This is a genomic window from Clostridium sp. FS41 (genome assembly GCF_000954015.1).
GTDB lineage: Bacteria > Bacillota > Clostridia > Lachnospirales > Lachnospiraceae > Enterocloster > Enterocloster citroniae.
Window position 1 is genome coordinate 74,576 of the sequence record NZ_JYHN01000030.1, and the last position, 22,585, is coordinate 97,160.

Genomic DNA, 22,585 nt, shown 5'->3' on the forward strand with positions numbered 1-22,585 from the left:
TCCATCTGCATGTGCACCTGCAAATGGGCAAACATATAGCCAGGTCTCCAATCCCAATCAGAAACCTGGCTATGTAAAGAGGCGGCAGCTCGCCGCCCCTTCTTATACTGTTGCCAGCAGTACACCCATGACATCTTCGTCACCAGAACAAACTCACTTGGCATGATCTGCGTCAACCACTTCGTACTTATCACCGGGCTTGAGCTTCAGCCGATGGTCGAGAAAAGCCTCGATGCTGAACGCGTTTTTCTTATCAGCACCGGCAGTGAGCTTGTAGTTCGGATGCTGGGTCAAATCATATTTATCTGACTTGAACGGCCTGACACCGCGCAGCTGCAAAATACACTTTCCACCATCCAACACAGCCAGTTCATCCACCGAAGCCAAGTCATGCCCGACCTTTTGATAATTGGTGCCGTAGGATGGACTGTTTCCTCTGGTATCAGATGTGTTGTTCAGATCAATCGTTTCTTTTCCCAGTGCCTGATTCAACTCTTTTAGCGTAGTCGGCTCCGAACCGCCAAGGAAAATACGGGAATCCATATTGCCGATGATGGTATCTGCATTGTCCTTGTAGATTGCCTTCAACTGGCTCTGTGCCTGAAGCACCAGACATGCCGAGATCTCTCTTGATCGGATGGTGGCTACCAGCTTCTCCAGATTCGGAATCTGACCAATGTTCGCACACTCATCAATCAGGCAGCGCACATGCACCGGCAATCTGCCGCCGTAGACATCATCCGCTTTTTCGCACAGCAGGTTAAACAGCTGTGTGTAAATCATGGAAATCAGGAAATTAAAAGTCGGGTCTGTATCGCTCATAATGAGGAACAGAGCCGTTTTCTTATCTCCCACCGTATCCAGCGACAGCTCATCGTACATGGTGATATCACGGACTTCCTCAATATCGAAGGGAGCCAGACGTGCGCCACAGCTTACCAGAATCGACTTTAAGGTCTTGCCCGCAGCCAGCTTAAATTTGGCATATTGCCGGACAGCAATGTGATTCGGCTTCTTCTTTTTCAGTGCTTCAAACATCTGATCCACTGGATTCTGAAAGGTTTCATCATCCTCGCGCACTTCCATCGCATTCAGAAATTCAATCAGCGTTGCAAAGTTCTGCTCTTCCAGCGGTGCCTCATAGTGGATATAACCAATCAAAGCACAATAAAGCAGGGTCTCTGCCTTCGTCCAGAATTCGTCACCGGCCTTGCCGTCCCCTTTGGTGTTGGCAATGAGGGTTGTGGTCAGCTTCAAAATATCCTTTTCGCTGTGAATATACGCGAAGGGATTATAGTGCATCGACTTTCTGAAATTGATAGTATTGAAAATCCGGATGCTGTATCCGTTCTTCAAAAGGGCTTGTCCGCAGTCGATTACGATATCGCCTTTCGGGTCAGTGACCACGTAGGAGCTGTGGCATTGTAAAAGGTTGGGCTTAAGCCAAAACCGGGTCTTACCGCTGCCGGAACCGCCGACCACAAGCACATTTTTGTTTCTGGCATTTGCCGGATTCTTCGGACGGTTTCCCATCATCAGCCGCTCCGTCCGGGTCAGAATTACATTGTTTGCAAACACCGGGTCTTCAAATGGTTCGATGTCTTTCTGCGTTCCCCACCGGGCAGAGCCGTACTCCATGCCATGGCGATACTTCTTGGCATTTTTTCCTTTCAGGTACACGGCAAGCCGCAGACCTGCTCCGCAGCACACACCAATCAGCAAATCCATCGGATGCAGACTTGGCATCGGATTGGAAAAGGCTGCACCCAGGGCAGAAAGAAAGCCGAGGAGCTTTTCAGACATGTCTGTGCCCTCGGCAATTCTCCACGCTTCTCCCAGATTGGTACATACAAGACCGGCAATGAAGTACGGCAGGTTCAGGATCAGCAGCTTCTTTGTCTTATTACTCATAGATCACGCTCCTGACTTTTGTGGCGAACCTTATCCGGCAGAATTGCAGCAACCAGCTCTTTGAGCTTGTTAAGCTGCTCCAGAACACTCGGTTTTTCCTTTGCTTTCAGCTTGCGGTTGGTGAATTCCTCAAAAGCGGAAGTCAGTGCATCCGCATCCTTCGCCTTAAAAAACACTGTGTACTTGGGTGGCATCACATTTTGGTCTTTCGTAATGGCATAATCCACGCCGTATTTCCGCGCCACCTGTTCAAAGCCTTTCAAATCCGTTTTCTCAATGGGGATACTGCTGACTCCCTGATTCTGACCGATCAGTTCTTTGATGCTCTGCTTTCCAATCGGCAGCTGTGCTGTTTTCTGAGCCACTTTCGCCTGATGGTGCCGTTTCCAGGCATTATAGCCATTCACGATGGTGTGAAAGGTCAGTTTCGTGGTGCTGATTGCCAGATTGACGGTACGATTTTCAACTTCTTCCTGCATGAATCTCCGCCTCCTTCCTTACAAACCGTCCCGGTCCGGTGCCGGTTTACTCTTTTCCTGGGGCTTTGCAGCCTTTTCCTCCATCTTCTTCACCATGTCATCCGGAACCGGAATCGCCATGATGCTACGACCCATACGAACGAACATCTGGGGCTGATGGAACTGCTCCTCAAATTTCTGCATCTGCTCCGAAGTCAAAGAACCAAAGTCATCCTCTGTCAGCCCTACTACCAGAAAATCACCGGCATAAATGTCCTGCATATCCCCGTCTTCGGTGTAAATCGCACGGTTCAGCGGCAAGCCATTGATTTTACCGGATTCATTCAGAATAATGGCCACTTCATCCTCAAATGGATAGGTTACTTCAATATCGCCACCAACCATGGCCTGCAAATCTTCCAGCTCCGTGCCAATACTAATTTTCTTCGGGTAGGCGTTGGGCTGCACCAGCAGCACATCCATTGTCCTGGTCTCTGCCAGCTCATGTTCTCCCACGGTCTTGAAATCCACGCCGGTGAAATCGCCGGAATCCAGAACATAGTCCTGATTGTTCCACGCCTGCGTCACCATGCGTTCCGCGTCTTCCTGTGAGGCAGCTTCCACGGAAACCTTTCTCTGGAGAGTCTCTGTAATCTCCACATCAAATTTCTTCATAGGCACCTCCTTAGATCAGGCGCAGTGCCGGAACCAACTCGCCGCCAATGGAAACCACCGTCAGGTTTTCGTTCACATAGTCGATGGTGCGTTCCAGCGTAAACAGATTGATGCTGCATTCGTTGCCGTTCTGGTCGATTTCCGAAACTTCCGCAGCTCCCAGCAGATAGCGGGTTCTGTCTGTCTCGATCACATCGCTCTTATCATAATGGAGAAGCAGTTCCCCATCTGCCACCAGATCAGCCTCCATCTCATCGTAAACATCCTCAAAGATGTCTCGACTGGCATCCTCGGTCAGAAGTTCGCCGCCAGCCCCCGGCAGGATCACCATCACAATGCGCTCCTTCGGGTGATCTTCACGGATTGCCTCCAGCATCACCCAGTTATGAAGCATCGCAACGGTCTTCTCAAACATGGGATCATCCATCGGATTCGGCTGCGATGCACCATTCGGGCAGTTCTTGCAGTCCATGCTGCACACTGCGTTGTTCTGATTCTTCTTAAAGTTCATCATCATAAAAATCTCCTTCTCATCGTTCCATATCTCGTTGTTTACTCCGCTGCCACTTTTCCAGCAGCCGGATAATCGTGTCCTGCATCTGCTTCGGTGTATAGGATTTCGGAAAATACTTCCGAAGAACCTCGTTTTTGATCGTCACATGGTCAAGCTCATCCTTTTTGATTTCATTCATCACTTCACACATGGCATCCAAGGCGCAGCCGCCCTCCTGCGAGAGCTTTTTCAGCCGCTGTGCCTGTGACAGGGACGGGGATGCCTGTGCATAGTCCATTGCCTCCAGAAATTCCTTCTGTTCAGACGGTTTCAGGTAAGACAACTCTACCGCCGGATTAAAGGCGATTTTCTTTTCATCCACCATATCCAGAATTTCGGGAATCAGGTTGGTAAGGCGGATATAGCGAAAAATTTGATTTTTGCTTGTACCAAGCTCTTCCGCCATTTCCTCACTCGACAGTTTTCCAAAATTATTCCCAAGTTGGGAATCGTTTTCTTTCGATGGCCTTCCTGCCTGATGCTTCATTGCCTCCAACTTCATCTTGTAGGAAAACGCTCTCTCACTGGGAAGGATATTTTCCCGCTGCAAATTGCTGTCCACCATAAAGATGATTGCTGCATCATCGTCCATTTCCCTGACGATGACCGGCACTGTCTCCAAACCTGCCAGCTGTGCCGCATGAAGTCTGCGGTGTCCCGAAAGAATTTCAAATCCGCCTTCCGGGTCAGGACGGACAATCAGCGGTGATACTACACCAATCTGCTTGATGCTCTCCACAGTCTGTTCCATCAGCTCATCGTCCAGCACCTTAAAGGGATGCCCTTCAAAGGGATGCAGGTCAGAAAGCGACATCTCCGTCCGCTGCTCCTTAGCCGCAGCGTCGGCAGCTGAGCCACTGCGGTTTTCTGTTGTAATACTGGTTTTTGCTTTTGCCATTCAGCTTCTTAACCTCCTTCCAGCGGTGATAGATGTCATCCTTACCTGCGAAAAACGCCTTTTTTGCCTTGCACTTCATAGATCAAGTACCTCCTTTACGACCTGCTGTTTTTCTTTTCCAATGCTCTTTCTGCGATCTTCTCCGCTGATTCGCACCGGCGTACACATTTCCAGAATCCTGCTGTAGATTCGGGCGTATGCCACATCCTGCGGATTGCGGATTTCTGCAATCTTCAGATTGGTTGTGATAATGACCGGAAGCCCGGCCTTGTACCGTTCATCAATGACGGCGTAGACCTGCTCCAACGCATATTCGGTGCTGCGCTCAATTCCCAGATCATCCAGAATCAACAAGGAATAGTTGGAAAACGAAGCGATATACCGATATCGTTCTTCCGAATACATGGCACCCATCTGGTTCAGAATTTTGGAAAAGTTCGTCATCAAAACCGGAATGCCCTGATCCAGCAGCGCATTGGCAATACATGCCGCCACAAAGGACTTTCCGGTTCCGACATCTCCCCATAACAAAAGGCCAAGGTTTTCAGCCTTGACCTTTTTCCACTGCTCCACATAGCGTTTTGCCATTTGGATATCCTTGTTGTCTTCTGCAACGGCAAAATTCCATTCCAGAAGATGCTTTTCCTGAATCCCCGTTGCTTTCAGCTGCCTGATTTTACGCTGCCGCTCCACCAGCTCATCCTGGCGTTTCTTTTCCGCCATCGCTTCCTGCTGGCATCTACAAAGGCAGGGAACAATCTTGTCTCTGCCCCAGAGCTTTACCCTGCACTGCACCGGCGTGTGGCAGTTCCGGCAATACAGCAGTCCGTCCTCGCCCTGGTATTCCCGCTCTCCGGGTTCTTTCGGCGTAAAGAGCGAATCCAACGCTGCATTCAATACTTCAGGCACCATTTCGCTCATAGGCTGTCTCCTTCCTCAAATGTGTAGTCTGCCGGGTTATACTTTGGCTTTTCTCTCTTTGCCCAGCTCCGGATTGTGGCAAGGTGATTTTTGTAACTCCTGCCGGTGGAAGCCATATACTCAGAGAGCCGTTCAACCCGCATCTGATAATCTCCTGGGAATTCCTGCCGGAGCTTGCCGTATTCCGTGTCAGAAAGAAGAACATTTTCGTATGAGCCATACCGGTGCTGGATTTCCTTCTTCTCTCTTTTATTGATTGTTTCAGTACTTGTTCTATTAGTACTTAATTGCGCGGGATTTTCCGTAGCCGGTGTGTCCGTATCCGGATTTACCGTATACGGCTTTTCCGTACACGGTGATTCCGAACACGGCTTTTTCCTCGGCATCTCATAAATCACATACTCAGCTCTGCCCATCCGCCCGTTGCTCTCACGCTGCTGGTTCCTTTCCAGATACCCAAGACGCTCCAGCTCCTTCAGAGCCGTAAGCACTCCATCTACGCCATCCGGCGTAATCGAAGATAATCCCCGTACCGAATAGTTCCATGTGTCCGGCAAACTGAGCAGCATGGAGAGAAGTCCTTTTCCTTTCAGGCTGAGACCCTGATCCCGCAGGTGGTAATTGCACATCGTTGTGTAATTGCTGTTTTTCTCAACCCTGAATACCGGCATGGTGCTCACCATCCTTTTTCGCAGGCTCCGCTTTCTTCTTCGGACATTTGCGCGGATGATCTTCGCTGTCCTCCCGGCGATGGTATTTACCGGTATCCTGCATCATGCGTTCAAACGCCTGAAGTCGTCCCTCTGTAAAAAGCGTCATTCGATCACACCCCATTTCTTAAACAACTTGAAGAGATGATTCTTTCCCTTGCAGGTCACTCTCGTCTGCTGCACCAGTTTTCCGCTTCTGCCATAGCAATCCCGGACAATAAAATAGCCCCTTGCCGATTTGTCTGCAAAAGGCATCAGCCAGCCACTTGGACTGCGGTACAGATAGCGGTGATCCAGTAAGAGAGCCACCGCCGTCTTCTCCGGGATTCCGATTTCCTTACAGAAATTCCGGATGCAGGTGCAATCCTCCGAATTCACAAAGGTATCGAAGTAGTCTGCCTTGGGCTGCGCTGCATCCAGCTGTTTGCGGATACCCTCAAGCTGCTCCCTCTCGGCTACAAGCTCCTGTGCCAGGGTGTAGATGACCTCCGGGTGCTGAATCACCTGATCCAAAATGGAATCGCTCATATACACACCATGCTTTCGGATGGACGGGAGAACTTCATCAAACACCCAATGTTCAAATCGTTCTGCCGATGGCAGTTTGCTGTGAACGATCAGCCGGTAAACATCGCCTTCCGTGATAAAGGAGATTTCAACGACCTGCTCTCCAGCATCCCCATACTGATTCACCTTCTGAACGACCCCCTCGCGTTTCATTAGGGGGCCTCTGCAATGGCGTTTCACTGCGGCGTAGGGATTCACATACCCCAACGCTTTCGCCACGTCGCTTGCACAGAAGAAGGTCTTGCCTGCCTCCTGTAACAACCGGATTGAACCAAACTCCTGGTTCTCAAACACCTCCATCATCTGCCTCGACTGTCCGCCATGACTGCCCACATCGGTGTCATGGGTCTTCTGATTGAAATCCGTCATACCTGTTACCTCCTGCTCAAATTTGTCTCGCCGGATTTCGGGCGAAAAAAATAGAGCCTCGACCCATTCTCGTTTTCAAAGAATGAGCCAAGGCTCTATGTAAATCAGTCAAGTATGTGTTCGTCCGTCGATGGCAAAATTGGACTTCATTTGCTCCTATTGTCCACCAGTAATTTAACCCATAAGAGGTCAAAATGGGCTTGTCCACCAGTAATTTGACCACTATAAACCCATAAATTTCCGTTCAAATTCCATCAAAACCGAACAGTCCAGGCAGAATTTTGGGTATAGAAAAAGCCCGGAAAATGGCGTATTTCCGGGCTTTTTTTGCATTTTGAAGTTGTCGATTATCGCTTGCTGAACTGCGGTGCACGACGTGCGGCTTTGAGACCGTACTTCTTTCTTTCCTTCATTCTTGGGTCTCTTGTTAAGAAACCGGCTTTCTTCAGAACGGGTCTGTAATCAGCGTCTGCCTGAAGAAGCGCTCTGGAGATGCCGTGACGGATCGCACCAGCCTGTCCTGTTGTGCCGCCGCCGCGAACGTTAACCTGTACATCGAATTTGTCAGTAGTCTCAGTTGCAACTAAAGGCTGACGTACAATAACTTTTAAAGTCTCAAGACCAAGATACTCATCGATATCTCTCTTGTTGATCGTAACCTTACCTGTACCCGGTACTAAATATACTCTGGCAATGGATTTCTTTCTTCTGCCTGTTCCATAAAATTTTGCGTTAGCCATGATACTTTCTTCCTCCAATCCTCATTAAAATGTTAAAACTTCTGGTTTCTGTGCTGCCTGCTCATGGTCTGGGCCTGCATATACGTGAAGCTTGTCAATCATGCTTCTTCCCAGAGGTCCCTTTGGAAGCATACCCTTAACAGCTAACTCCATAACCTTCTCAGGCTTCTTAGCCATCATCTCACGCAGAGTGGTCTCTCTCATGCCGCCTACGTAATCAGAGTGATTGTAGTAGATCTTCTGGTCTAACTTCTTACCGGTTACTTTCACCTTATCTGCATTAACAACGATCACATAATCGCCGCAATCCATGTGAGGTGTGAAAATCGGCTTATTCTTTCCTCTTAAAACCTTTGCTATCTCGGAAGATAAGCGTCCTAATGTATATCCTGTAGCATCAACTACGTACCATTTTCTTTCAATTGTCGCTGGACTAGCCATAAAACTCTTCATTGGTTAACCTCCTGTTAATCTCAATCCTGTTATACATCGACATCCAACGGATGCCCGCTTTATGCATGATAAATATGGGAAGTATTTATCTACAAATGTTCATTCCGGGGCTTTGGATGAACATTCTCTGCTAATGTCACAGTTTTATATTATATAATATCCTCCGCCGTATGTCAACCACTTAATCGGGAAAAAATGCCACAAAAACATCATAAAAACGTGATTTAGTCCACATATTTCATTTCGATCAGGGTCAGCCCCCTGGCCGGCGCCGTGGGACCTGCCCGGCGCCGTTCCCTGGCCTCCAGAATCTGCTCCATCTCCCCAGGATGGATCTGTCCCATGCCAACCGCTATCAGCGTGCCGGCAATGATCCGGACCATGTTGTAGAGGAACCCATTTCCCGTGACCCGGATGGTGATCATGTCCTCCTCATCCCGTCTGATATCCAGGCTGTATATTGTGCGGACCGTGTCCGTCACCTGGGTATGCACGCTGCAGAAGCTTTTAAAGTCATGCTCCCCTGTGAGTATGTCCGCTGCCCGGCACATCTGATCCAGATCCAGGTGAAAATAGCAAAAATGCGAATAGAAACGCTGGGTAGGCATCTCAATCCTTCGGTTCATGATCTTATATTCATATGTTTTAATGCATCTGTGTTTCCTGGGATGCCAGTCCGCCGCTACCTCCTCCGATGACTGGACCCGTATATCCTCGGGCAGCCGCTGGTTTAAGGCCAGGCAGATCTTATCCGCCGGCATGCGGTGTTCTGTGTCAAATACAGCCACATTGCCCCGGGCATGTACGCCTGAGTCAGTGCGGCTGGCTCCGATGACCTGGATCGGCTCTCCCAGAAGCATGGTAAGTTTTTCATTTAATTCAGATTCAATGGTAACCCTGCCCGGCTGTATCTGCCACCCATGGTAATGGGTGCCGTCATAGGCTACCACAAGCCGTACTCGCTTCATCTTTTCCTCCTATCCAGATTCCTGTACTCTCGGAGCCCCGTTCTACAGATACACCCTGGATGCGATCATCACCACCAGGTACAGGGCGAATATCATATATGCGTCATGATCCTCCCGCTTGTACTGCAGCGGCTTCATCTTGGTGCGTCCCTCCCCGCCCCTGTAACAGCGGGCCTCCATGGCCATGGCCAGGTCCGTGGCCCGGCGGAAGGCGGATATGAACAGAGGCACCAGCAGCGGCACCATGGCCTTGGCCTTCTGGATCAGGTTTCCCGTATCAAAGTCAGCTCCCCTGGCCATCTGCGCCTTCATGATCTTGTCCGTCTCCTCCACAAGGATCGGGATAAACCTGAGGGCAATCGACATCATCATGGATACCTCATGGACAGGCACCCTGAACCGTCTTAAAAATCCCAGTCCTTTTTCCAGGCCGTCCGTCAGCTGGTTAGGCGTGGTGGTCAGCGTCATGATGGAAGAACCGATCACCAGGTATACCAGTCTGAGCCCCATAAAGAACGCCAGGCGGACACCTTCCACCGTGATCTTAAATATCCAGAATTTCACAATTACTTGTCCGCCTGTGAGAAACAGGTTAAAGCTCACACTGATGATCAGAAGGATCATGATGGCCTTCAGTCCCCTGACAATAAAACGGAACGGGACCTTTGTGATCTTGATGGCGGCTGACAGCACCAATGTGGCAATGACATACCCCCAAATGTTATCCGCAATGAACAGGGACGCAATAAAGACCATGGTCCCAAACAGTTTTGTCCTGGGATCCAGGCCATGGACCACGGAATCAACCGGGTAATATTGTCCCAATGTAATTTCTCTAAACATTCTTATCCCTGCTGCTTTCTGTCAAATTTCGGTTCCACTGTCCAAGTATCGCTTCCCTTGCCTCTTCCACTGTGGTGATATCCCCATCAATATCAATGCCCTGTGCCCTCAGGTCATGGACCAGATAGGTGATCTGGGGCGCTGCCAGGCCGATCGCTTCCAGCTCTTTGTAGTGGTGGAATACTTCCTTGGGCGTGCCGTCAAATACCTTCTGTCCATGGTTCATCACGATCAGACGGTCCGCATACCTGGCCACATCCTCCATACTGTGTGAAACCAGGATAATGGTCATGTGCCGTTCCTTGTGGAGATGTTCGATCTGATCCAGGATCTCATCCCTTCCTCTTGGATCCAGCCCTGCGGTGGGTTCGTCCAGGATCAGTACCTCCGGCTCCATGGCCAGCACCCCGGCAATGGCCACCCGGCGTTTCTGCCCCCCGGAAAGTTCAAAGGGGGACTGCCTATAATAGGAAGGATCCAGCCCCACCAGCTCCAGCGCCTGCTTGGCTCTGGCTTCCGCCTCCTCCTTGCCAAGTCCCTGATTCTTCGGGCCAAAGCACACATCGGTGAGCACATCCACCTCAAACAGCTGGTGCTCCGGATACTGGAATACCAGCCCCACCTTGCTGCGCAGTTTCTTCATATCATAGCTGTTGTCGTAGATGTTCTCCCCATTGTAGTAGAGTTCCCCGTTACTGGCCTTGATCAGTCCGTTCATATGCTGGATCAGCGTGGACTTTCCCGACCCGGTGTGTCCTATAAGCCCTATGAACTCTCCGTCCTGTATCTCCAGGTTCACGTCAAACAGGGCGTGCTGCTCAAAGGCCGTTCCTCCGCCATATACAAAATTCAGATCAACTGCTTTAATAGACATCTGTTTTCTCCTTACCGTCACTCCAACGCCCAGTGTTCAAAGGCCTCCTATGCCTGCCTGATCAGGGGCGCCAGTTCCTTTACCAGCTGTTCCCTGGTAAGGATGCCATCGGACAGAGGCATCCCCGCCTCATTTAACTCATACGCCAGCTCTGTCACCTGGGGTACATCCAGGCCGTGTTCCTTTAACTCCCTGACCCTGGAAAAAATCTCTTTAGGTCTTCCGTCCATCACGATCCTGCCCTCATCCATCACAATGATGCGGTCAGCCTCCGTGGCTTCCTCCATATAGTGGGTGATCAGAAGGACGGTGATCCCCTCTGCCCGGTTCAGCTCATGGACGGTCTTAATGACCTCCCTGCGGCCATTGGGATCCAGCATGGCCGTGGGCTCGTCCAGTATGATGCACTGCGGCTTCATGGCCATCACACCGGCAATGGCAACCCTCTGCTTCTGGCCTCCTGACAGCTTGTTAGGGGACTGAAGGCGGAATGCCGTCATCCCCACCGCCTTAAGGCTCTCCTCCACCCGCTTCCATATCTCCTCAGTAGGCACGCCTATGTTCTCAGGGCCAAAGCCCACGTCCTCCTCCACAATGTTTCCGATGATCTGATTATCCGGATTCTGGAACACCATTCCCGCGGTCTTTCTCACATCCCACAGGTGTTCCTCGTCCCTGGTGTCCATGTCACTGACCCACACCGTTCCCTCTGTGGGCATCAGCAGTCCGTTTATATGCTTGGCAAAGGTAGATTTACCGGAACCGTTATGACCCAGGACAGCCACAAAATCACCCTTTTGTATATCCACGTCCAAACCGTCTATGGCACGGTTTACTTCTTCTATATTCTCTTCCTCGTCACGCCTGATATATTCATAGACCAGTTTTGCTGCCCTTACGATTCCCATATGATCTTCCTTTGCTTCCTTCTATTGTTTACGTTTTTCAATTGTAGATGAAATTACTATAGAAGTCAAGTATGGCGCATAAAATAAGAGGTCCGGCAGAACCGGACTTACCTGTCCCGGTCCTGCCGGACCTCCTTTTTCTGGGATGACTGCGATCCCTATCTCACCATACACGGTTTCTTATGGTCAAACTTCCACCCGGGGATCAGGTACTGCATAGCCACCCCGTCATTTCTGTCCCCGTAAGGAAGGGTACGGTAGAGTTCATTGGCTTTCATGACAGCATCCATGTCCACCTCAATGCCCAGTCCCGGTTCTTTGCGGATCTCAATGACACCGTTCCTGATCTCCATGGGATTCTTTGTCAGGTACTGGCCGTCCTGGTACACATAATGTGTATCCAGTGCCGTGATATTCCCCGGAGCGGCCGCCGCGCTGTGGGCAAAGATAGCCAGGGAAATATCAAAATGGTTATTGGAATGGGACCCCCAGGTCAATCCCCAGTCATTTAGCACCTGTCCCATTCGCACAGATCCGCTCATGGTCCAGAAATGCGGGTCCGCCAGCACGATATCCACAGCGGTCTGGCTGGCTGCATGGTAGAACTGGCGCCAATCAGTGGCGATCATGTTGGTGGCTACCTGAAGGCCTGTGGCATTTTTAAATTCCCTCATAATCTCACGGCCGGAAAATCCTCTCTCCTCACCGCAGGGATCCTCTATATAGGTAAGAATGCCGTTCATCCCCTGACAGTACCGGATGGCCTGCTCCAGAGTCCAGGAGCCGTTGGGATCTATGTTGATCCTGGCGTCCGGGAAGTTCTTTTTCAGGGCCCGGACGGTTTCCATTTCCTCCCAGCCGTTTAATACGCCGCCTTTTAGCTTAAAGTCCTTGAACCCATATTTTTCTTTCATGGCGTATGCATTCTCAACAATGCGGTCCGTGGTCATGGCTGTCCTGCGCCTGAGGCTGAACCATTTGTCATCAGAATCACTTTCATCCAGGTACTTCATATCCGTCTTTGTATGATCCTGGCAATAGAACAGATACCCCAGGATCACCACCTTATCCCTCTGCTGTCCATCTCCCAGCAGTTCGCAGACAGGCAGGCCCAGGAATTTCCCCATCAGATCCAGCAGGGCGCATTCCACCGCTGTCTCCGCATGTACCACAAACTTCAGGTTGCTCAGGTCCAGCTTTTGAAGCCCCTGCCCGTCATTGCCCCCGGGCACATATCCGTTATTTCTGATGCAGCTGACAATGCTCTTGTACTCTCCAATCGTCCTGCCCACCACCAGGGGGACGTAGCTTTCAAGTATCTTTGTGATATCATCCCCGCCGTGCACCTCTCCCACTCCCGTATTGCCGGAGTTATCCGTTATGACCACGATATTCCTGGTAAAGAGAGGGGAATGGGCCCCGCTTAAGGACAGGAGCATGCTGTCGTATCCCGCACAGGGAATGACCTTCATATCCGTTATTACAGGTGTTTTGCTTAACATTAGGTTACCTCCATCCGGAAGGCCTATCCCATCAGGCCTTATTCTGCAATTCTATCTTCTGTGCTTCTAATTTCTTGCTTCTCTTATTATCAAAATATGCATAGGCAAGTGAGATCAGGATCAGGACCCAGATCACATTGCCGATGGGCCTGTTAAAAAATGCTGCAAAGCTTCCCTCTGAAGACTTTAACACATCGATAAAATATTTCTCAAAGTCATCTCCCAAAATAAAGCCAATGAGGAAGGGAGCGGAGGGGATTCCGGTTTTGCTGAACACAAAACCAACAATTCCAAAAATCAGCAGAGTCCACACATCAAACATATTTCCGTTGCGGATAGCATAGGAGCCCACCACGCACATCAGGATCACAACCGGATAAAGGCGGTTTTTCGGGATGTTGATGATCTTTGCAATATACTTAATGGGATAAAACATTACTACAAACATGATGATGTTGCACACCACCAGGCCAAGAAGGATATCCCTCCAAAGATCCGGGTTCTGGGTAATGAACAACGGTCCCACCTGGATTCCCTGTAAAAGGAAGGCGCCTACCAGAACTGCCGTGGTGCTGTCTCCCGGAATTCCCAGGGACAAAAGAGGGATCAGGGCACCGCCGGTCAGTGCATTGTTTGCCGCTTCGGAGGCAACCAGACCATCCACACAGCCCTTTCCGAATTCATCCGGATGTTTGGAGAAGTTTTTGGCCTGGCTGTAGGACAGAAGGGATGCCGCGGAACCGCCCACTCCGGGAAGGATTCCCATAAACGTACCAATGGCGGAGGAACGGATCGTATTAATGCCCTGTCCCTTTAAGTCTGAGAAGGAGAACCCCTTTCCTCCGCCCTTGATGCCGCCTTCCATCTTTGGATTCCGTTTCATTCCCGTTTCCGCTTCCAGCAGGATCTGTGAAAGGGCAAACAGTCCGATGAGGACAGGGAGCAGCTGAAACCCGCTTCCCAGTTCCACAGTCAGGAAGGAGGGCACCATGCGCAGCTGCTGGTTGTCAAAGAAGCGGCCGATCAAGGTAACCAGCACGCCCAGGAAACCTGCAAAAACTCCCTTTGTCATGGATCCCTTGGAAAGGGCTGCAATAACCGTCATTGCAAATACAATGATCAGGAATTTTTCAACAGCGGAAAACTTGATGGCCAGTTTTGCCAGCGGGGGTGTAAAGAAGAACAGGGCCAGCAGGGAGATCAGACCGCCGATCAGCGATACAGTGATACCGATCTTCAGCGCCCTCTCACCTTCTCCTCTGGCAGCCATGGGGTGACCGTCAAAACCCGTTGTAATGGAGGAAGGCGTGCCCGGGATATTGATCAGGATAGCCGGTACAAGGCCGCCGCTGATGCCGCCTACATAAAGACCCAGCAGCAGGCAGAGCGCCTGGCCCAGGTCCAGTGAATACGTCAACGGCAGAAAAACCGCTATTGCCATGGTTGCTGTCATACCGGGAAGTGCTCCAAATACAATACCGATCACCACTCCGAGGAACGACATTATAATATTCATAATTCCAAACATGATCGAAACCTCCTTTTATGGTAAAGTGATGCGGAACAGGACCCCGAATACCAGCCAGATAAATATGGAAAATCCAACTGATATGACACCGGATGTTATCATGCTCTTTTTTGTTCTCTCATTGTCAAAGAGAACATTTAACAGAAAGATACTGATGATGCTGGCCGGAAGGAATGTTAAAAACTCCATCAGGTAAATATAAACAATAAAGGTGAGGATACTCCCCAGCAGCTTTACCTTATCCCATCCTGGCATAAAGAAACGGTAGTTCTTAAGGTTAATAAATGGTGTTCCTGTTTTCTTGCAGCTGATCATCCTTTGGACTGCTATGATGATTAAGAGAATCACCAGAATTACCATCACGATCCTGGGCATGACCCAGTGTGATGTTGAATTTATAATCTTAAGCTTCACAAGCTTTCCCTCCTCTTAAGGAGCACTCAGCGCCCGTGTTCCGGGCGCTTATGTGCGTTTTAGCCGGTTGTCACTGAGTCAGGCCATGGTCACTGTGTCAGACTATGATCACTGTGTCAGGTAATCAAAGTCCGGGCATGCCTCAATCAGCTGGGTCATGTCTGTTCTCTTATTGTAGATAAATTCTTTTGCTGCCGCGGAATCCAGATATGCGCCTCTGTAATTTAACTTGGCCATATCGGACTGGAAATTGGCATTTTCACAAACCTTGGCTGCTGCTGCATCCACTGCCTTTGCAAATTCGGCATCAATATTCTGAGGATAGTATACAAGGAAATCTTTGGACAGTGAAAATGGTTCATTATTAAAGGTGATTCCCTGCTCGGCATAAGTAGGAGCATTTTCAGCGCCCTCAATCTCATCCAGAAGGCCCACGCATTTCATGGCCAGCTGCTTGTCGTCAACACCCACATACTGCTGGATTCCGTAATAATCATCAAAAATAATGTCTACATTGCCGTCCCATAACATCTGACGCTTCTCAGAGGTAACACCTGCTGCGATCACGCGGAGCTGGTCAGCTACTTCCTGGCCGTAGTTGTCAAGTACCCAGTTGTAGTACGCAAGATAGCACAGGGTGGATACGGAGCCGTTCTCACAGGCCACGCGGATCTCAGCATCCGGATTTGCCTTCAGGTATTCAGCTGCTTCCACCATTGTACTGTAAGGCGCATCGGCCTTGGCTGCAAAACAGCATCCCGGGTTCTGGGCCACTCTTGGGCCAACGGTGATATTTTCAAGTGCGTATTCTTCTCCGTATGTGCCAAACACAACACCCAGGTACATCATGTCGTGGAAGATCGCGATGGTGTCGCCCTTGCCCTTATCGGTACGGAGGATCTCAAACATCTCTGCCGCGCCAACGGGATCAACTTTTGCATCCCACCCCATCTCTTCTGCCAGGTAACGGGTCACTGTATCAGCTATAAGGTAGCTGTCACCGCTGGTGGAGGAGGAACCGATCACCACGCGGACGGATTTCTTTCTGTTGCAGCCTGCCAGGCAGGTCACTGCCATTGCCAACACCAATAACATACACAATACTCTTCTCTTCATTACTCATTCTCCTTTTTTATATGTTTATTTATCTTACCAGACAAGGACGTTTGGGATCAAATTTCCAGCCGGGTATCAGGTACTGCATACCCATTGCATCATTTCTGGCCCCAAGGCAGTTTTCCAGGTAAAGCTGGTTTGCCTTCTTGATCTGGTCCATATCCGCCTCAACTCCAAGGCCCGGCTTTTTCGGGACAGCCACGCATCCGTCCACGATCTGAAGCGGCTCCTTGGTCAGGCGCTCCAGGCCCTCCTGCCAGATCCAGTGCGTATCCAGCGCATTGTACTCTCCCGGGACAGCTGCGCCCACCTGGGTGAACATGGCCAGTGAGATGTCAAAATGGTTGTTGGAATGGGAACCCCATGTGTAGCCAAAGTCATGACACATCTGTCCCACCCTTACGGAGCCGGCCATGGTCCAGAAATGAGGGTCTGCCAGGATGATATCCACTGCCTGGGATTCCAGGGAGTGTCCTACTTCCCTCCAGTCCGTGGCAATCATGTTAGTGGCTGTGGGGAATCCTGTACGGCGGCGGAACTCGCTCATGATCTCACGCCCGGAGTACACTCCCTCTGCACCGCACGGATCTTCACAGTATGTTAGGATGCCCTGCATTCCTTCCACGTATTTAACCGCCTGTTCCAACAGCCATCCGCCGTTGGGATCCAGATCGATCCTGGCATGGGGGAATTCCTTTTTCAGGGCCCGGATGACATCCATCTCCTCGTTTCCTGGAAGCACGCCGCCCTTTAATTTAAAATCCTCAAACCCGTATTTCTCTTTTGTAGCCTTTGCAAAAGCCACAATGGACTCGGCTGTCAGAGCTTCCTCATGGCGGATCCTGTACCACTCACAATCGGAATCAGGCTCTGAAAGATAGGGAAGATCCGTCTTGTTCCTGTCTCCCACAAAGAACAGGTAACCCAGCATACGAACCTTGTCTCTCTGCTGTCCTTCTCCCAAAAGCTCACACACAGGTACCCCAAGATGCTTTCCCAGCAGATCCAGGCAGGGCGCCTCAATGGCTGTCACCACATGCACACCGGTGCGCAGGTCAAAGGTCTGGTTCCCTCTCACATCCTCCTCGCCCTTTTCCTCCAGGTGCTTCTTTACCTTTAGCAGCGTACTCTTATATTCCGCCACCTTGGTGCCCACCACAAGGGGAATGCACTCTTCCAATGCCTTTGTGATCTTCTGTCCTCCCGGCACCTCACCCACGCCTGTCTCACCATTGTCCCCGTACAGAACCACCACGTTCCTGGTAAAATACGGCGCATGGGCTCCGCTCAGGTTCAATTCCATGCAGTCACAGCCTGCAACCGGCCAGACTTCCATCTTTGTAATTGTTGGCGACATTTTCACTACCTCCCAGCTTATGAATTATGTGTTATTTTTTACTTACTGCGCTTTTTAACAAAATGTTAACCGTCATTTTGTAATTTTGCTCTTGTGTTTTTCATGTCTTTATTGTATAAAATATATATAACTAAGTCAAATTACTTGTTTCGATAGAAAGACTAAGTAAAACTTATTCACAAATCAGGAGAAGGAATATGGATCTGAAACAATTAGAATACATTGTGAAAATTGCAGATGAGAACAGCATTACACGGGCAGCCGAACGCCTTTACATATCCCAGTCCGGTCTGAACCAGCAGCTTCTGAAATTGGAATCTGAGCTGGGCATCCAGCTGTTCCACCGCAGCAAGAACGACCTGCGCCTCACAGAGGCCGGTAAGGTCTATGTAAGTTACGCCCGCCAGATGCTTCAGTTAAAGCAGGAAGCCTATGATATACTTAATGACATGGCCGACAACAAGGTGGGACGCCTGTCCGTGGGACTCACACCGGAACGAGGCATTACCATGCTGATGAGCATCTATCCCCAGTTCTATCAGCAGTTTCCCCACATCACCATAGAGCCTCAGGAGATCGGCGTAAAGAATCAGCAGTCCATGATATCCAAGGGATACCTGGACCTGGGCTTTGTCACCCTCAGCGAGAAGGACAAGACAAATGATGAGTATATCCATATCTACTATGAGAATATCCTTTTGGCCGTTCCCCGGTCCCACCCCCTGGCCAGACACGCCAATCCCCCGGGACAGCCCTTTGCCACTGCTGACCTGCGTGACTTTAAGGACATGCAGTTTGTGCTGATGTTTAAGAACTCCACCCTGCGCACGGTCATAGACCCCCTTTTTGAGGAGGCCGGCTTCGTTCCCCGGATCTTGTTTGAGACCTCCAGCAACCTGACCCTGTGCAACATGGTGAAAAACAACATGGCCTGCTCGCTGATCACTCAAAACTATGCCAAGGAGCAGCAGGATGTGGCCTACTTCTACCTCCCCTCCCATCCCTTCTGGGAGCTGTGCGCCACATACAAAAAAGGTCATTACCTCACCAAAGCGGGTAAGACCTTTATTGAACTGGCGATTGAATATTATCATTCCACGGCAAAAGAGAACAACCAGAGCGTGGTCTGAGTGGAATCCATACGTCCAGTCCACCCCATAGTTCATTCCACTCCCTATGCTTTCATTTTCCTCTTATTTGCATACATTCCCGCATCCGCCCGGTTTAATGTTCCCTCTAAGTCCGAGTCCAGGACCGGGTCATAAAAGGCCGTACCGGCTGCCACAGAGGCGTCAAAGCTGCACCGGCTGCTGTATTCCTCCATTGTACATCTCAGGACCTGGACACCCTCTTCTACTTCCTGAGGGGAGACGCCTGAAAGGATGACCGCAAACTCATCCCCTCCTATACGGAACACCTGTCCCCGTGGGAATGAATCCCGGATCGCATCCGCCGCTGCGCGGATATATTCATCCCCCTTATCATGTCCGAAGGCATCGTTTACACCTTTCAGGTCATTCAGGTCACACATCACCAACGCCCATACTGACGTTTCATCCAGCCTCCCTTTGATCTGTTCCATGACCGTTCCAAAGGCCATACGGTTCTTAACCCCGGTGAGTCCGTCCCTGTCGCGCTCCTTTTTTAATGCCTTTGTCTGAAGGACCTCATCCGTCACATCCTCCACCACACAGCGCACAGGATTTTCTGAATTTTTCCGAGTTATCTTAATCCACCGGTACTCACCCTCCGCCTCCATCTTATAGACTCCCTCCTCCCCGGATTCCAGGGACTTAAGTTCCTTTAAAAAGGCGATAAACTGATTCTTATCCCTGGAAAACTTCCGTTCCTGTTCCCTGGTAAGATTAAACAGACGGGGGATCTGACTGGTCATATAAACCCGGCCTGAGTGACCGCCGATCTCAAAAACACCTACCGGAAGCCCGGATAGCTCGATCAGCTTGGCATGTCTTGTAAACCATTGGCTGGTGATAATGGCTGTGATAAACCCAATGATAATGGACACAAGAAAGGAATAATTCAGGATCCTCCCTATCTTTTCCGGGAACTGAAGAAGGACCGGCCGTTCTATCAGCCCGATGATATACCATTCCTCATTCTCAAAGGGCGTATTGTAATAATACATTCCCATGGGGTTGAGACAGGCAAATATCTCCTCATTGCTTTTGTGGTTCATAAGCCTGTAAACGGAATTTTCCTGGTCCACACTGGTAAGATCCAGGGGCTTCCCCTCCTCCAGCATTCTCTTCTGCATGGCGCCATGGGTCACGGCTGCCCGCAGCTGTCCCTCCTCATCTCTGATCCCCAGAACATACCCATATGCGTTGGCTGTCTGCAGATCGGATGCTGGAAGGAAATGATACAGGTAGCTTACGGATATTTCCACGCCGAATATGGCCTTAACGTTTCCATCCGCTCCAAACAGAGGAGTGGAGTATGTAATGACCTCCTCATCCTGAGGGTTGACCTTAAAGGGAGGGCTCCAGTATCCCAACCACTTGGACTTGCCTATCTCCCGGGCCGCCTCATATGGTTTTGTCACAAACGCCTGGTTGGAATCTGTCATATTCAGGCGGAAGCTCCAGTTTGCCGTGGTTGCAATCTGCATTTTCTCCGCCACATTCCATGGTCCTACCAGCATATAAAGGTTGGAGTTCTCCCTGCTGCTCCTGTCCGGATTATTGTTTCTGAAGTACAGGGCAGGCAGGGAATGATCCGCATCCTCCCCCTGCTCCGGGATCACAAGAAATGCTCCCGTTGTTTTGGTGCGCAGCATTGCATCCATGACAAGGGGCGCCATCTCCTCCAGGATCTGGTCAGCCTGTTTGGCATCTGCCTCTGTCTCAAAAAACTGGCTGATCTGTTCCATGTCATAATCCAGATTCGTCCAGATATTCTTCATTTGATTTTCCAGATTATTGCTGCGGCCATTGACTTTTTCCGAGAAAAAGCGGTACTGATTGGCCTCAGCCTGTTTCAGAACACCTCCCTGCACCATAAGGGATGCCAGCAAAATGCTCTGGAATATAGCAAAACAGATAAACACCACTGCCAGCTTAAATGCGATTGAACTGCTAATATTCTTTTTACCCATCTGTCCTACCAGCCATCTCCTTTATGAGAGCTTCGTACCATTCTTTCAAGTTCCCTTCTCCCAGAAGGTCACGCTCCACACCTTCCCGGCTCTCTCCGGCCTCCATCCTCCGCTTTTTCTCATGGAGATCAAGGGATACCTTATCCTCCAGGGAAGACGCAAAGGTCTGGGTCATATCGTATGAACCCTCAAAGGGCCTGCGGATATAGAACTCCCGGGCGCTCATGGCATCCAGGGCAGTCTGTATGCTGCTCCTGACCACGGCCGCGTTGTTGGATTCATCCACCCGGCCTAAAAGGTCGTTAACAGATGCCAGCGTCTCCATTTCCACCGGAAGGTAACCGGTGGATACGGCAAACCGGATATTCTGCTCCGGCTGCGTAAACCACTTAAGGAACTGGACCGAGCCGTATTCATGAGCCGTATCAGATGCAAACACGGCCATGTTTGCCCCTCTCTGGGTCATATAGGAGGTTCCGTCCTGAAAGGTGGGGTATGGAAGGCTTTCGCACTCGATGACATGGGACTGGTTCTCACTCTCTATCACCTCCCGGGGAAAGAAACCGGCCCCGGCAGAGGAACCGATGTAAGCCATCAGACGGCCGCTCTTGATCCCATCCTGATTATATACGCTGCTCTCATACCATCCCTTGATGTGGGGCACATAGAAGGCATCCCAGGCTTTTGCTGCAATTTCCTCCGGATAGGTAAATTCCACCTTGCCGTCCCTGATCTGATACACCTGACCACCCATCTGTGCTGCGGACAGCATCATAAAGTCATTGTATGAATTCATGCCCAGGAACGCGCATCCACCAGACCATTCATAGTACATGGAAGCTGCCTCCGACAGCCCTTCCCAGGTCTGCAGCAGATCCATGGAGGCGCCGGTTTCCTCAGCAAACCGGTCCCAGTCCGTTCTGTTAAGATATAAAAGTTCCGTGGATTTTGAGACCGGGATCATTTTAAATCCTCCGGAGGCGTCCCACACACCCTCCTCCAAAAATTCCGGCCTGTATTTTTCCCTTTCCTCTTCTGTAAAATATTGGTCCAAACTGACCAGAGGGGCTATCTTATCCAATCGATACGCATTATCCGGATAGGATGCAAATATATCCGGAAGGGGGTCTGACCCTATCACATGATTAGCTGACGCGTAAAGGACATCCTCCAGCTCCTCGCTGGAGCCGTATCCCACCGCATCCAACACGATCCCCTGTTCCATACCCACGGTCTCGTTAAACTCCATTACCAGATCGTCAAATTGGGCCTTTGCCACTGCATTATAAGCATGCCACATGGTGATGACCGTGGGGGATTTAGGATCCAGCACAAGGCTCTCCCTGCCCGCACATCCTGCGCCCCCCAGCAGCACCCCCAGCAGCATAATTGCCAGAACCCTATATTTCCTTCGATTCATTGTCCTTCTCCAATACCAAACATACAGCCTGTAATACATCGTTATTTTTAAGTATACACGATTGTAAACACAGTGTCTATTTGATTTTCTTGCATATGATATGGATAAATTACGTTTTTATAAGGGATCTTCCCATTCTATTATATGCGGAAGAATCTGCAAATAGCCTTCCGTCCGGAGTTTGATATGCAGCCTGGACCATGTAAGGAATGACCATTTTAAGAAAGAATGGGGGTATCGGTTAATACCGACTTTTAACCCCTAACATGATAGGAAGAGACAATC

Annotated in this window: 23 protein-coding genes; 1 reads left to right on the forward strand and 22 read right to left on the reverse strand. The window is 50.1% G+C overall.

Annotation, left to right across the window (positions count from 1 at the left end; translation table 11 throughout):
• Window positions 1–153 precede the first annotated feature (153 nt).
• The 20 genes from CLFS41_RS04165 to CLFS41_RS04255 form a co-directional block, all read right to left on the reverse strand.
• Window positions 154–1,911 (reverse strand): VirD4-like conjugal transfer protein, CD1115 family, encoded by a 1,758-nt coding sequence (locus tag CLFS41_RS04165; RefSeq protein ID WP_045091557.1) that lies wholly within the window; start codon window positions 1,909–1,911, stop codon window positions 154–156.
• Entirely contained in the window at window positions 1,908–2,390 is a 483-nt protein-coding gene (locus CLFS41_RS04170) for a PcfB family protein (protein ID WP_045091558.1), read from the reverse strand. The genes CLFS41_RS04165 and CLFS41_RS04170 overlap by 4 nt, the downstream gene beginning before the upstream one ends.
• An 18-nt stretch (window positions 2,391–2,408) precedes the next feature.
• Window positions 2,409–3,044 (reverse strand): DUF3846 domain-containing protein, encoded by a 636-nt coding sequence (locus tag CLFS41_RS04175; protein ID WP_045091559.1) that lies wholly within the window; start codon window positions 3,042–3,044, stop codon window positions 2,409–2,411.
• A 10-nt stretch (window positions 3,045–3,054) separates the two neighbouring features.
• On the reverse strand, window positions 3,055–3,561 hold the full coding sequence (locus CLFS41_RS04180; protein ID WP_045091560.1) for a hypothetical protein: 507 nt from the start codon (window positions 3,559–3,561) through the stop codon (window positions 3,055–3,057).
• Between the two features lie 13 nt (window positions 3,562–3,574).
• A complete protein-coding gene (locus CLFS41_RS04185) occupies window positions 3,575–4,495 on the reverse strand; it encodes a ParB/RepB/Spo0J family partition protein (RefSeq protein ID WP_045091561.1) in 921 nt (306 codons plus the stop codon).
• 75 nt (window positions 4,496–4,570) lie between these two features.
• The gene (locus CLFS41_RS04190; RefSeq protein WP_045091562.1) at window positions 4,571–5,416 is read right to left on the reverse strand and encodes an ATP-binding protein; all 846 of its coding nucleotides are present in this window, start codon (window positions 5,414–5,416) and stop codon (window positions 4,571–4,573) included.
• Complete coding sequence (locus CLFS41_RS04195; protein ID WP_045091563.1) at window positions 5,413–6,087, reverse strand: helix-turn-helix domain-containing protein; 675 nt, start codon at window positions 6,085–6,087, stop codon at window positions 5,413–5,415. Before CLFS41_RS04195 ends, CLFS41_RS04190 begins: the two co-directional genes overlap by 4 nt.
• Window positions 6,068–6,235 (reverse strand): hypothetical protein, encoded by a 168-nt coding sequence (locus CLFS41_RS30390; RefSeq protein WP_200895076.1) that lies wholly within the window; start codon window positions 6,233–6,235, stop codon window positions 6,068–6,070. The genes CLFS41_RS04195 and CLFS41_RS30390 overlap by 20 nt, the downstream gene beginning before the upstream one ends.
• Window positions 6,232–7,062 (reverse strand): phage antirepressor KilAC domain-containing protein, encoded by an 831-nt coding sequence (locus CLFS41_RS04200; protein WP_045091564.1) that lies wholly within the window; start codon window positions 7,060–7,062, stop codon window positions 6,232–6,234. Before CLFS41_RS04200 ends, CLFS41_RS30390 begins: the two co-directional genes overlap by 4 nt.
• 347 nt (window positions 7,063–7,409) lie before the next feature.
• Window positions 7,410–7,802 (reverse strand): 30S ribosomal protein S9, encoded by a 393-nt coding sequence (rpsI, locus tag CLFS41_RS04205; protein ID WP_007869226.1) that lies wholly within the window; start codon window positions 7,800–7,802, stop codon window positions 7,410–7,412.
• Between the two features lie 24 nt (window positions 7,803–7,826).
• Window positions 7,827–8,255: a 50S ribosomal protein L13 gene (gene rplM / locus CLFS41_RS04210; RefSeq protein ID WP_007869229.1), complete on the reverse strand. Its 429-nt coding sequence runs from the start codon at window positions 8,253–8,255 to the stop codon at window positions 7,827–7,829.
• Between the two features lie 224 nt (window positions 8,256–8,479).
• Window positions 8,480–9,223, reverse strand: a complete 744-nt coding sequence (gene truA / locus CLFS41_RS04215; protein ID WP_007869231.1) for a tRNA pseudouridine(38-40) synthase TruA — start codon at window positions 9,221–9,223, stop codon at window positions 8,480–8,482.
• A 42-nt stretch (window positions 9,224–9,265) separates the two neighbouring features.
• Window positions 9,266–10,066 (reverse strand): energy-coupling factor transporter transmembrane component T, encoded by an 801-nt coding sequence (locus tag CLFS41_RS04220; protein WP_007869233.1) that lies wholly within the window; start codon window positions 10,064–10,066, stop codon window positions 9,266–9,268.
• Window positions 10,059–10,940 carry an energy-coupling factor transporter ATPase gene (locus CLFS41_RS04225; protein WP_045091565.1) on the reverse strand — a complete coding sequence of 294 codons (882 nt, stop codon included), beginning with the start codon at window positions 10,938–10,940 and terminating at the stop codon, window positions 10,059–10,061. The genes CLFS41_RS04220 and CLFS41_RS04225 overlap by 8 nt, the downstream gene beginning before the upstream one ends.
• A 47-nt stretch (window positions 10,941–10,987) precedes the next feature.
• Complete coding sequence (locus CLFS41_RS04230) at window positions 10,988–11,848, reverse strand: energy-coupling factor transporter ATPase (protein WP_045091566.1); 861 nt, start codon at window positions 11,846–11,848, stop codon at window positions 10,988–10,990.
• Window positions 11,849–12,006: 158 nt separating this feature from the next.
• Window positions 12,007–13,350: an enolase C-terminal domain-like protein gene (locus CLFS41_RS04235; RefSeq protein ID WP_007869239.1), complete on the reverse strand. Its 1,344-nt coding sequence runs from the start codon at window positions 13,348–13,350 to the stop codon at window positions 12,007–12,009.
• A 31-nt stretch (window positions 13,351–13,381) separates the two neighbouring features.
• Window positions 13,382–14,878 carry a tripartite tricarboxylate transporter permease gene (locus CLFS41_RS04240; protein WP_007869241.1) on the reverse strand — a complete coding sequence of 499 codons (1,497 nt, stop codon included), beginning with the start codon at window positions 14,876–14,878 and terminating at the stop codon, window positions 13,382–13,384.
• Between the two features lie 15 nt (window positions 14,879–14,893).
• Window positions 14,894–15,292 carry a tripartite tricarboxylate transporter TctB family protein gene (locus CLFS41_RS04245; RefSeq protein ID WP_007869243.1) on the reverse strand — a complete coding sequence of 133 codons (399 nt, stop codon included), beginning with the start codon at window positions 15,290–15,292 and terminating at the stop codon, window positions 14,894–14,896.
• 108 nt (window positions 15,293–15,400) lie between these two features.
• Window positions 15,401–16,408 (reverse strand): hypothetical protein, encoded by a 1,008-nt coding sequence (locus CLFS41_RS04250; RefSeq protein ID WP_007869245.1) that lies wholly within the window; start codon window positions 16,406–16,408, stop codon window positions 15,401–15,403.
• 28 nt (window positions 16,409–16,436) lie between these two features.
• Window positions 16,437–17,765: an enolase C-terminal domain-like protein gene (locus tag CLFS41_RS04255; protein ID WP_045091567.1), complete on the reverse strand. Its 1,329-nt coding sequence runs from the start codon at window positions 17,763–17,765 to the stop codon at window positions 16,437–16,439.
• A gap of 197 nt (window positions 17,766–17,962) precedes the next feature.
• Between CLFS41_RS04255 and CLFS41_RS04260 the strand changes: the two genes are divergently transcribed.
• Window positions 17,963–18,895, forward strand: a complete 933-nt coding sequence (locus CLFS41_RS04260; RefSeq protein WP_007869252.1) for a LysR family transcriptional regulator — start codon at window positions 17,963–17,965, stop codon at window positions 18,893–18,895.
• A gap of 44 nt (window positions 18,896–18,939) precedes the next feature.
• Here the strand turns inward: CLFS41_RS04260 and CLFS41_RS04265 are convergent, their stop codons facing one another.
• Together CLFS41_RS04265 and CLFS41_RS04270 are read right to left on the reverse strand one after the other, a co-directional pair.
• Window positions 18,940–20,880 (reverse strand): diguanylate cyclase, encoded by a 1,941-nt coding sequence (locus CLFS41_RS04265; protein ID WP_007869260.1) that lies wholly within the window; start codon window positions 20,878–20,880, stop codon window positions 18,940–18,942.
• Entirely contained in the window at window positions 20,873–22,300 is a 1,428-nt protein-coding gene (locus tag CLFS41_RS04270) for an extracellular solute-binding protein (protein ID WP_007869262.1), read from the reverse strand. The genes CLFS41_RS04265 and CLFS41_RS04270 overlap by 8 nt, the downstream gene beginning before the upstream one ends.
• Window positions 22,301–22,585: the final 285 nt, after the last annotated feature.

Excerpts from the sequence above, each read along its gene's own strand:
- CLFS41_RS04270 (WP_007869262.1), bottom strand. The coding sequence starts at position 22,300 with ATGAATCGAAGGAAATATAGGGTTCTGGCAATTATGCTGCTGGGGGTG.
- truA (WP_007869231.1), bottom strand. The coding sequence starts at position 9,223 with ATGAAGCGAGTACGGCTTGTGGTAGCCTATGACGGCACCCATTACCAT.
- CLFS41_RS04265 (WP_007869260.1), bottom strand. The coding sequence starts at position 20,880 with ATGGGTAAAAAGAATATTAGCAGTTCAATCGCATTTAAGCTGGCAGTG.
- rplM (WP_007869229.1), bottom strand. The coding sequence starts at position 8,255 with ATGAAGAGTTTTATGGCTAGTCCAGCGACAATTGAAAGAAAATGGTAC.
- CLFS41_RS04225 (WP_045091565.1), bottom strand. The coding sequence starts at position 10,940 with ATGTCTATTAAAGCAGTTGATCTGAATTTTGTATATGGCGGAGGAACG.
- CLFS41_RS04180 (WP_045091560.1), bottom strand. The coding sequence starts at position 3,561 with ATGATGATGAACTTTAAGAAGAATCAGAACAACGCAGTGTGCAGCATG.
- CLFS41_RS04220 (WP_007869233.1), bottom strand. The coding sequence starts at position 10,066 with ATGTTTAGAGAAATTACATTGGGACAATATTACCCGGTTGATTCCGTG.
- CLFS41_RS30390 (WP_200895076.1), bottom strand. The coding sequence starts at position 6,235 with ATGACGCTTTTTACAGAGGGACGACTTCAGGCGTTTGAACGCATGATG.
- CLFS41_RS04165 (WP_045091557.1), bottom strand. The coding sequence starts at position 1,911 with ATGAGTAATAAGACAAAGAAGCTGCTGATCCTGAACCTGCCGTACTTC.
- CLFS41_RS04240 (WP_007869241.1), bottom strand. The coding sequence starts at position 14,878 with ATGTTTGGAATTATGAATATTATAATGTCGTTCCTCGGAGTGGTGATC.
- CLFS41_RS04170 (WP_045091558.1), bottom strand. The coding sequence starts at position 2,390 with ATGCAGGAAGAAGTTGAAAATCGTACCGTCAATCTGGCAATCAGCACC.
- CLFS41_RS04195 (WP_045091563.1), bottom strand. The coding sequence starts at position 6,087 with ATGCCGGTATTCAGGGTTGAGAAAAACAGCAATTACACAACGATGTGC.
- CLFS41_RS04230 (WP_045091566.1), bottom strand. The coding sequence starts at position 11,848 with ATGGGAATCGTAAGGGCAGCAAAACTGGTCTATGAATATATCAGGCGT.
- CLFS41_RS04200 (WP_045091564.1), bottom strand. The coding sequence starts at position 7,062 with ATGACGGATTTCAATCAGAAGACCCATGACACCGATGTGGGCAGTCAT.
- CLFS41_RS04255 (WP_045091567.1), bottom strand. The coding sequence starts at position 17,765 with ATGTCGCCAACAATTACAAAGATGGAAGTCTGGCCGGTTGCAGGCTGT.
- rpsI (WP_007869226.1), bottom strand. The coding sequence starts at position 7,802 with ATGGCTAACGCAAAATTTTATGGAACAGGCAGAAGAAAGAAATCCATT.
- CLFS41_RS04235 (WP_007869239.1), bottom strand. The coding sequence starts at position 13,350 with ATGTTAAGCAAAACACCTGTAATAACGGATATGAAGGTCATTCCCTGT.
- CLFS41_RS04185 (WP_045091561.1), bottom strand. The coding sequence starts at position 4,495 with ATGGCAAAAGCAAAAACCAGTATTACAACAGAAAACCGCAGTGGCTCA.
- CLFS41_RS04175 (WP_045091559.1), bottom strand. The coding sequence starts at position 3,044 with ATGAAGAAATTTGATGTGGAGATTACAGAGACTCTCCAGAGAAAGGTT.
- CLFS41_RS04250 (WP_007869245.1), bottom strand. The coding sequence starts at position 16,408 with ATGAAGAGAAGAGTATTGTGTATGTTATTGGTGTTGGCAATGGCAGTG.
- CLFS41_RS04260 (WP_007869252.1), top strand. The coding sequence starts at position 17,963 with ATGGATCTGAAACAATTAGAATACATTGTGAAAATTGCAGATGAGAAC.
- CLFS41_RS04190 (WP_045091562.1), bottom strand. The coding sequence starts at position 5,416 with ATGAGCGAAATGGTGCCTGAAGTATTGAATGCAGCGTTGGATTCGCTC.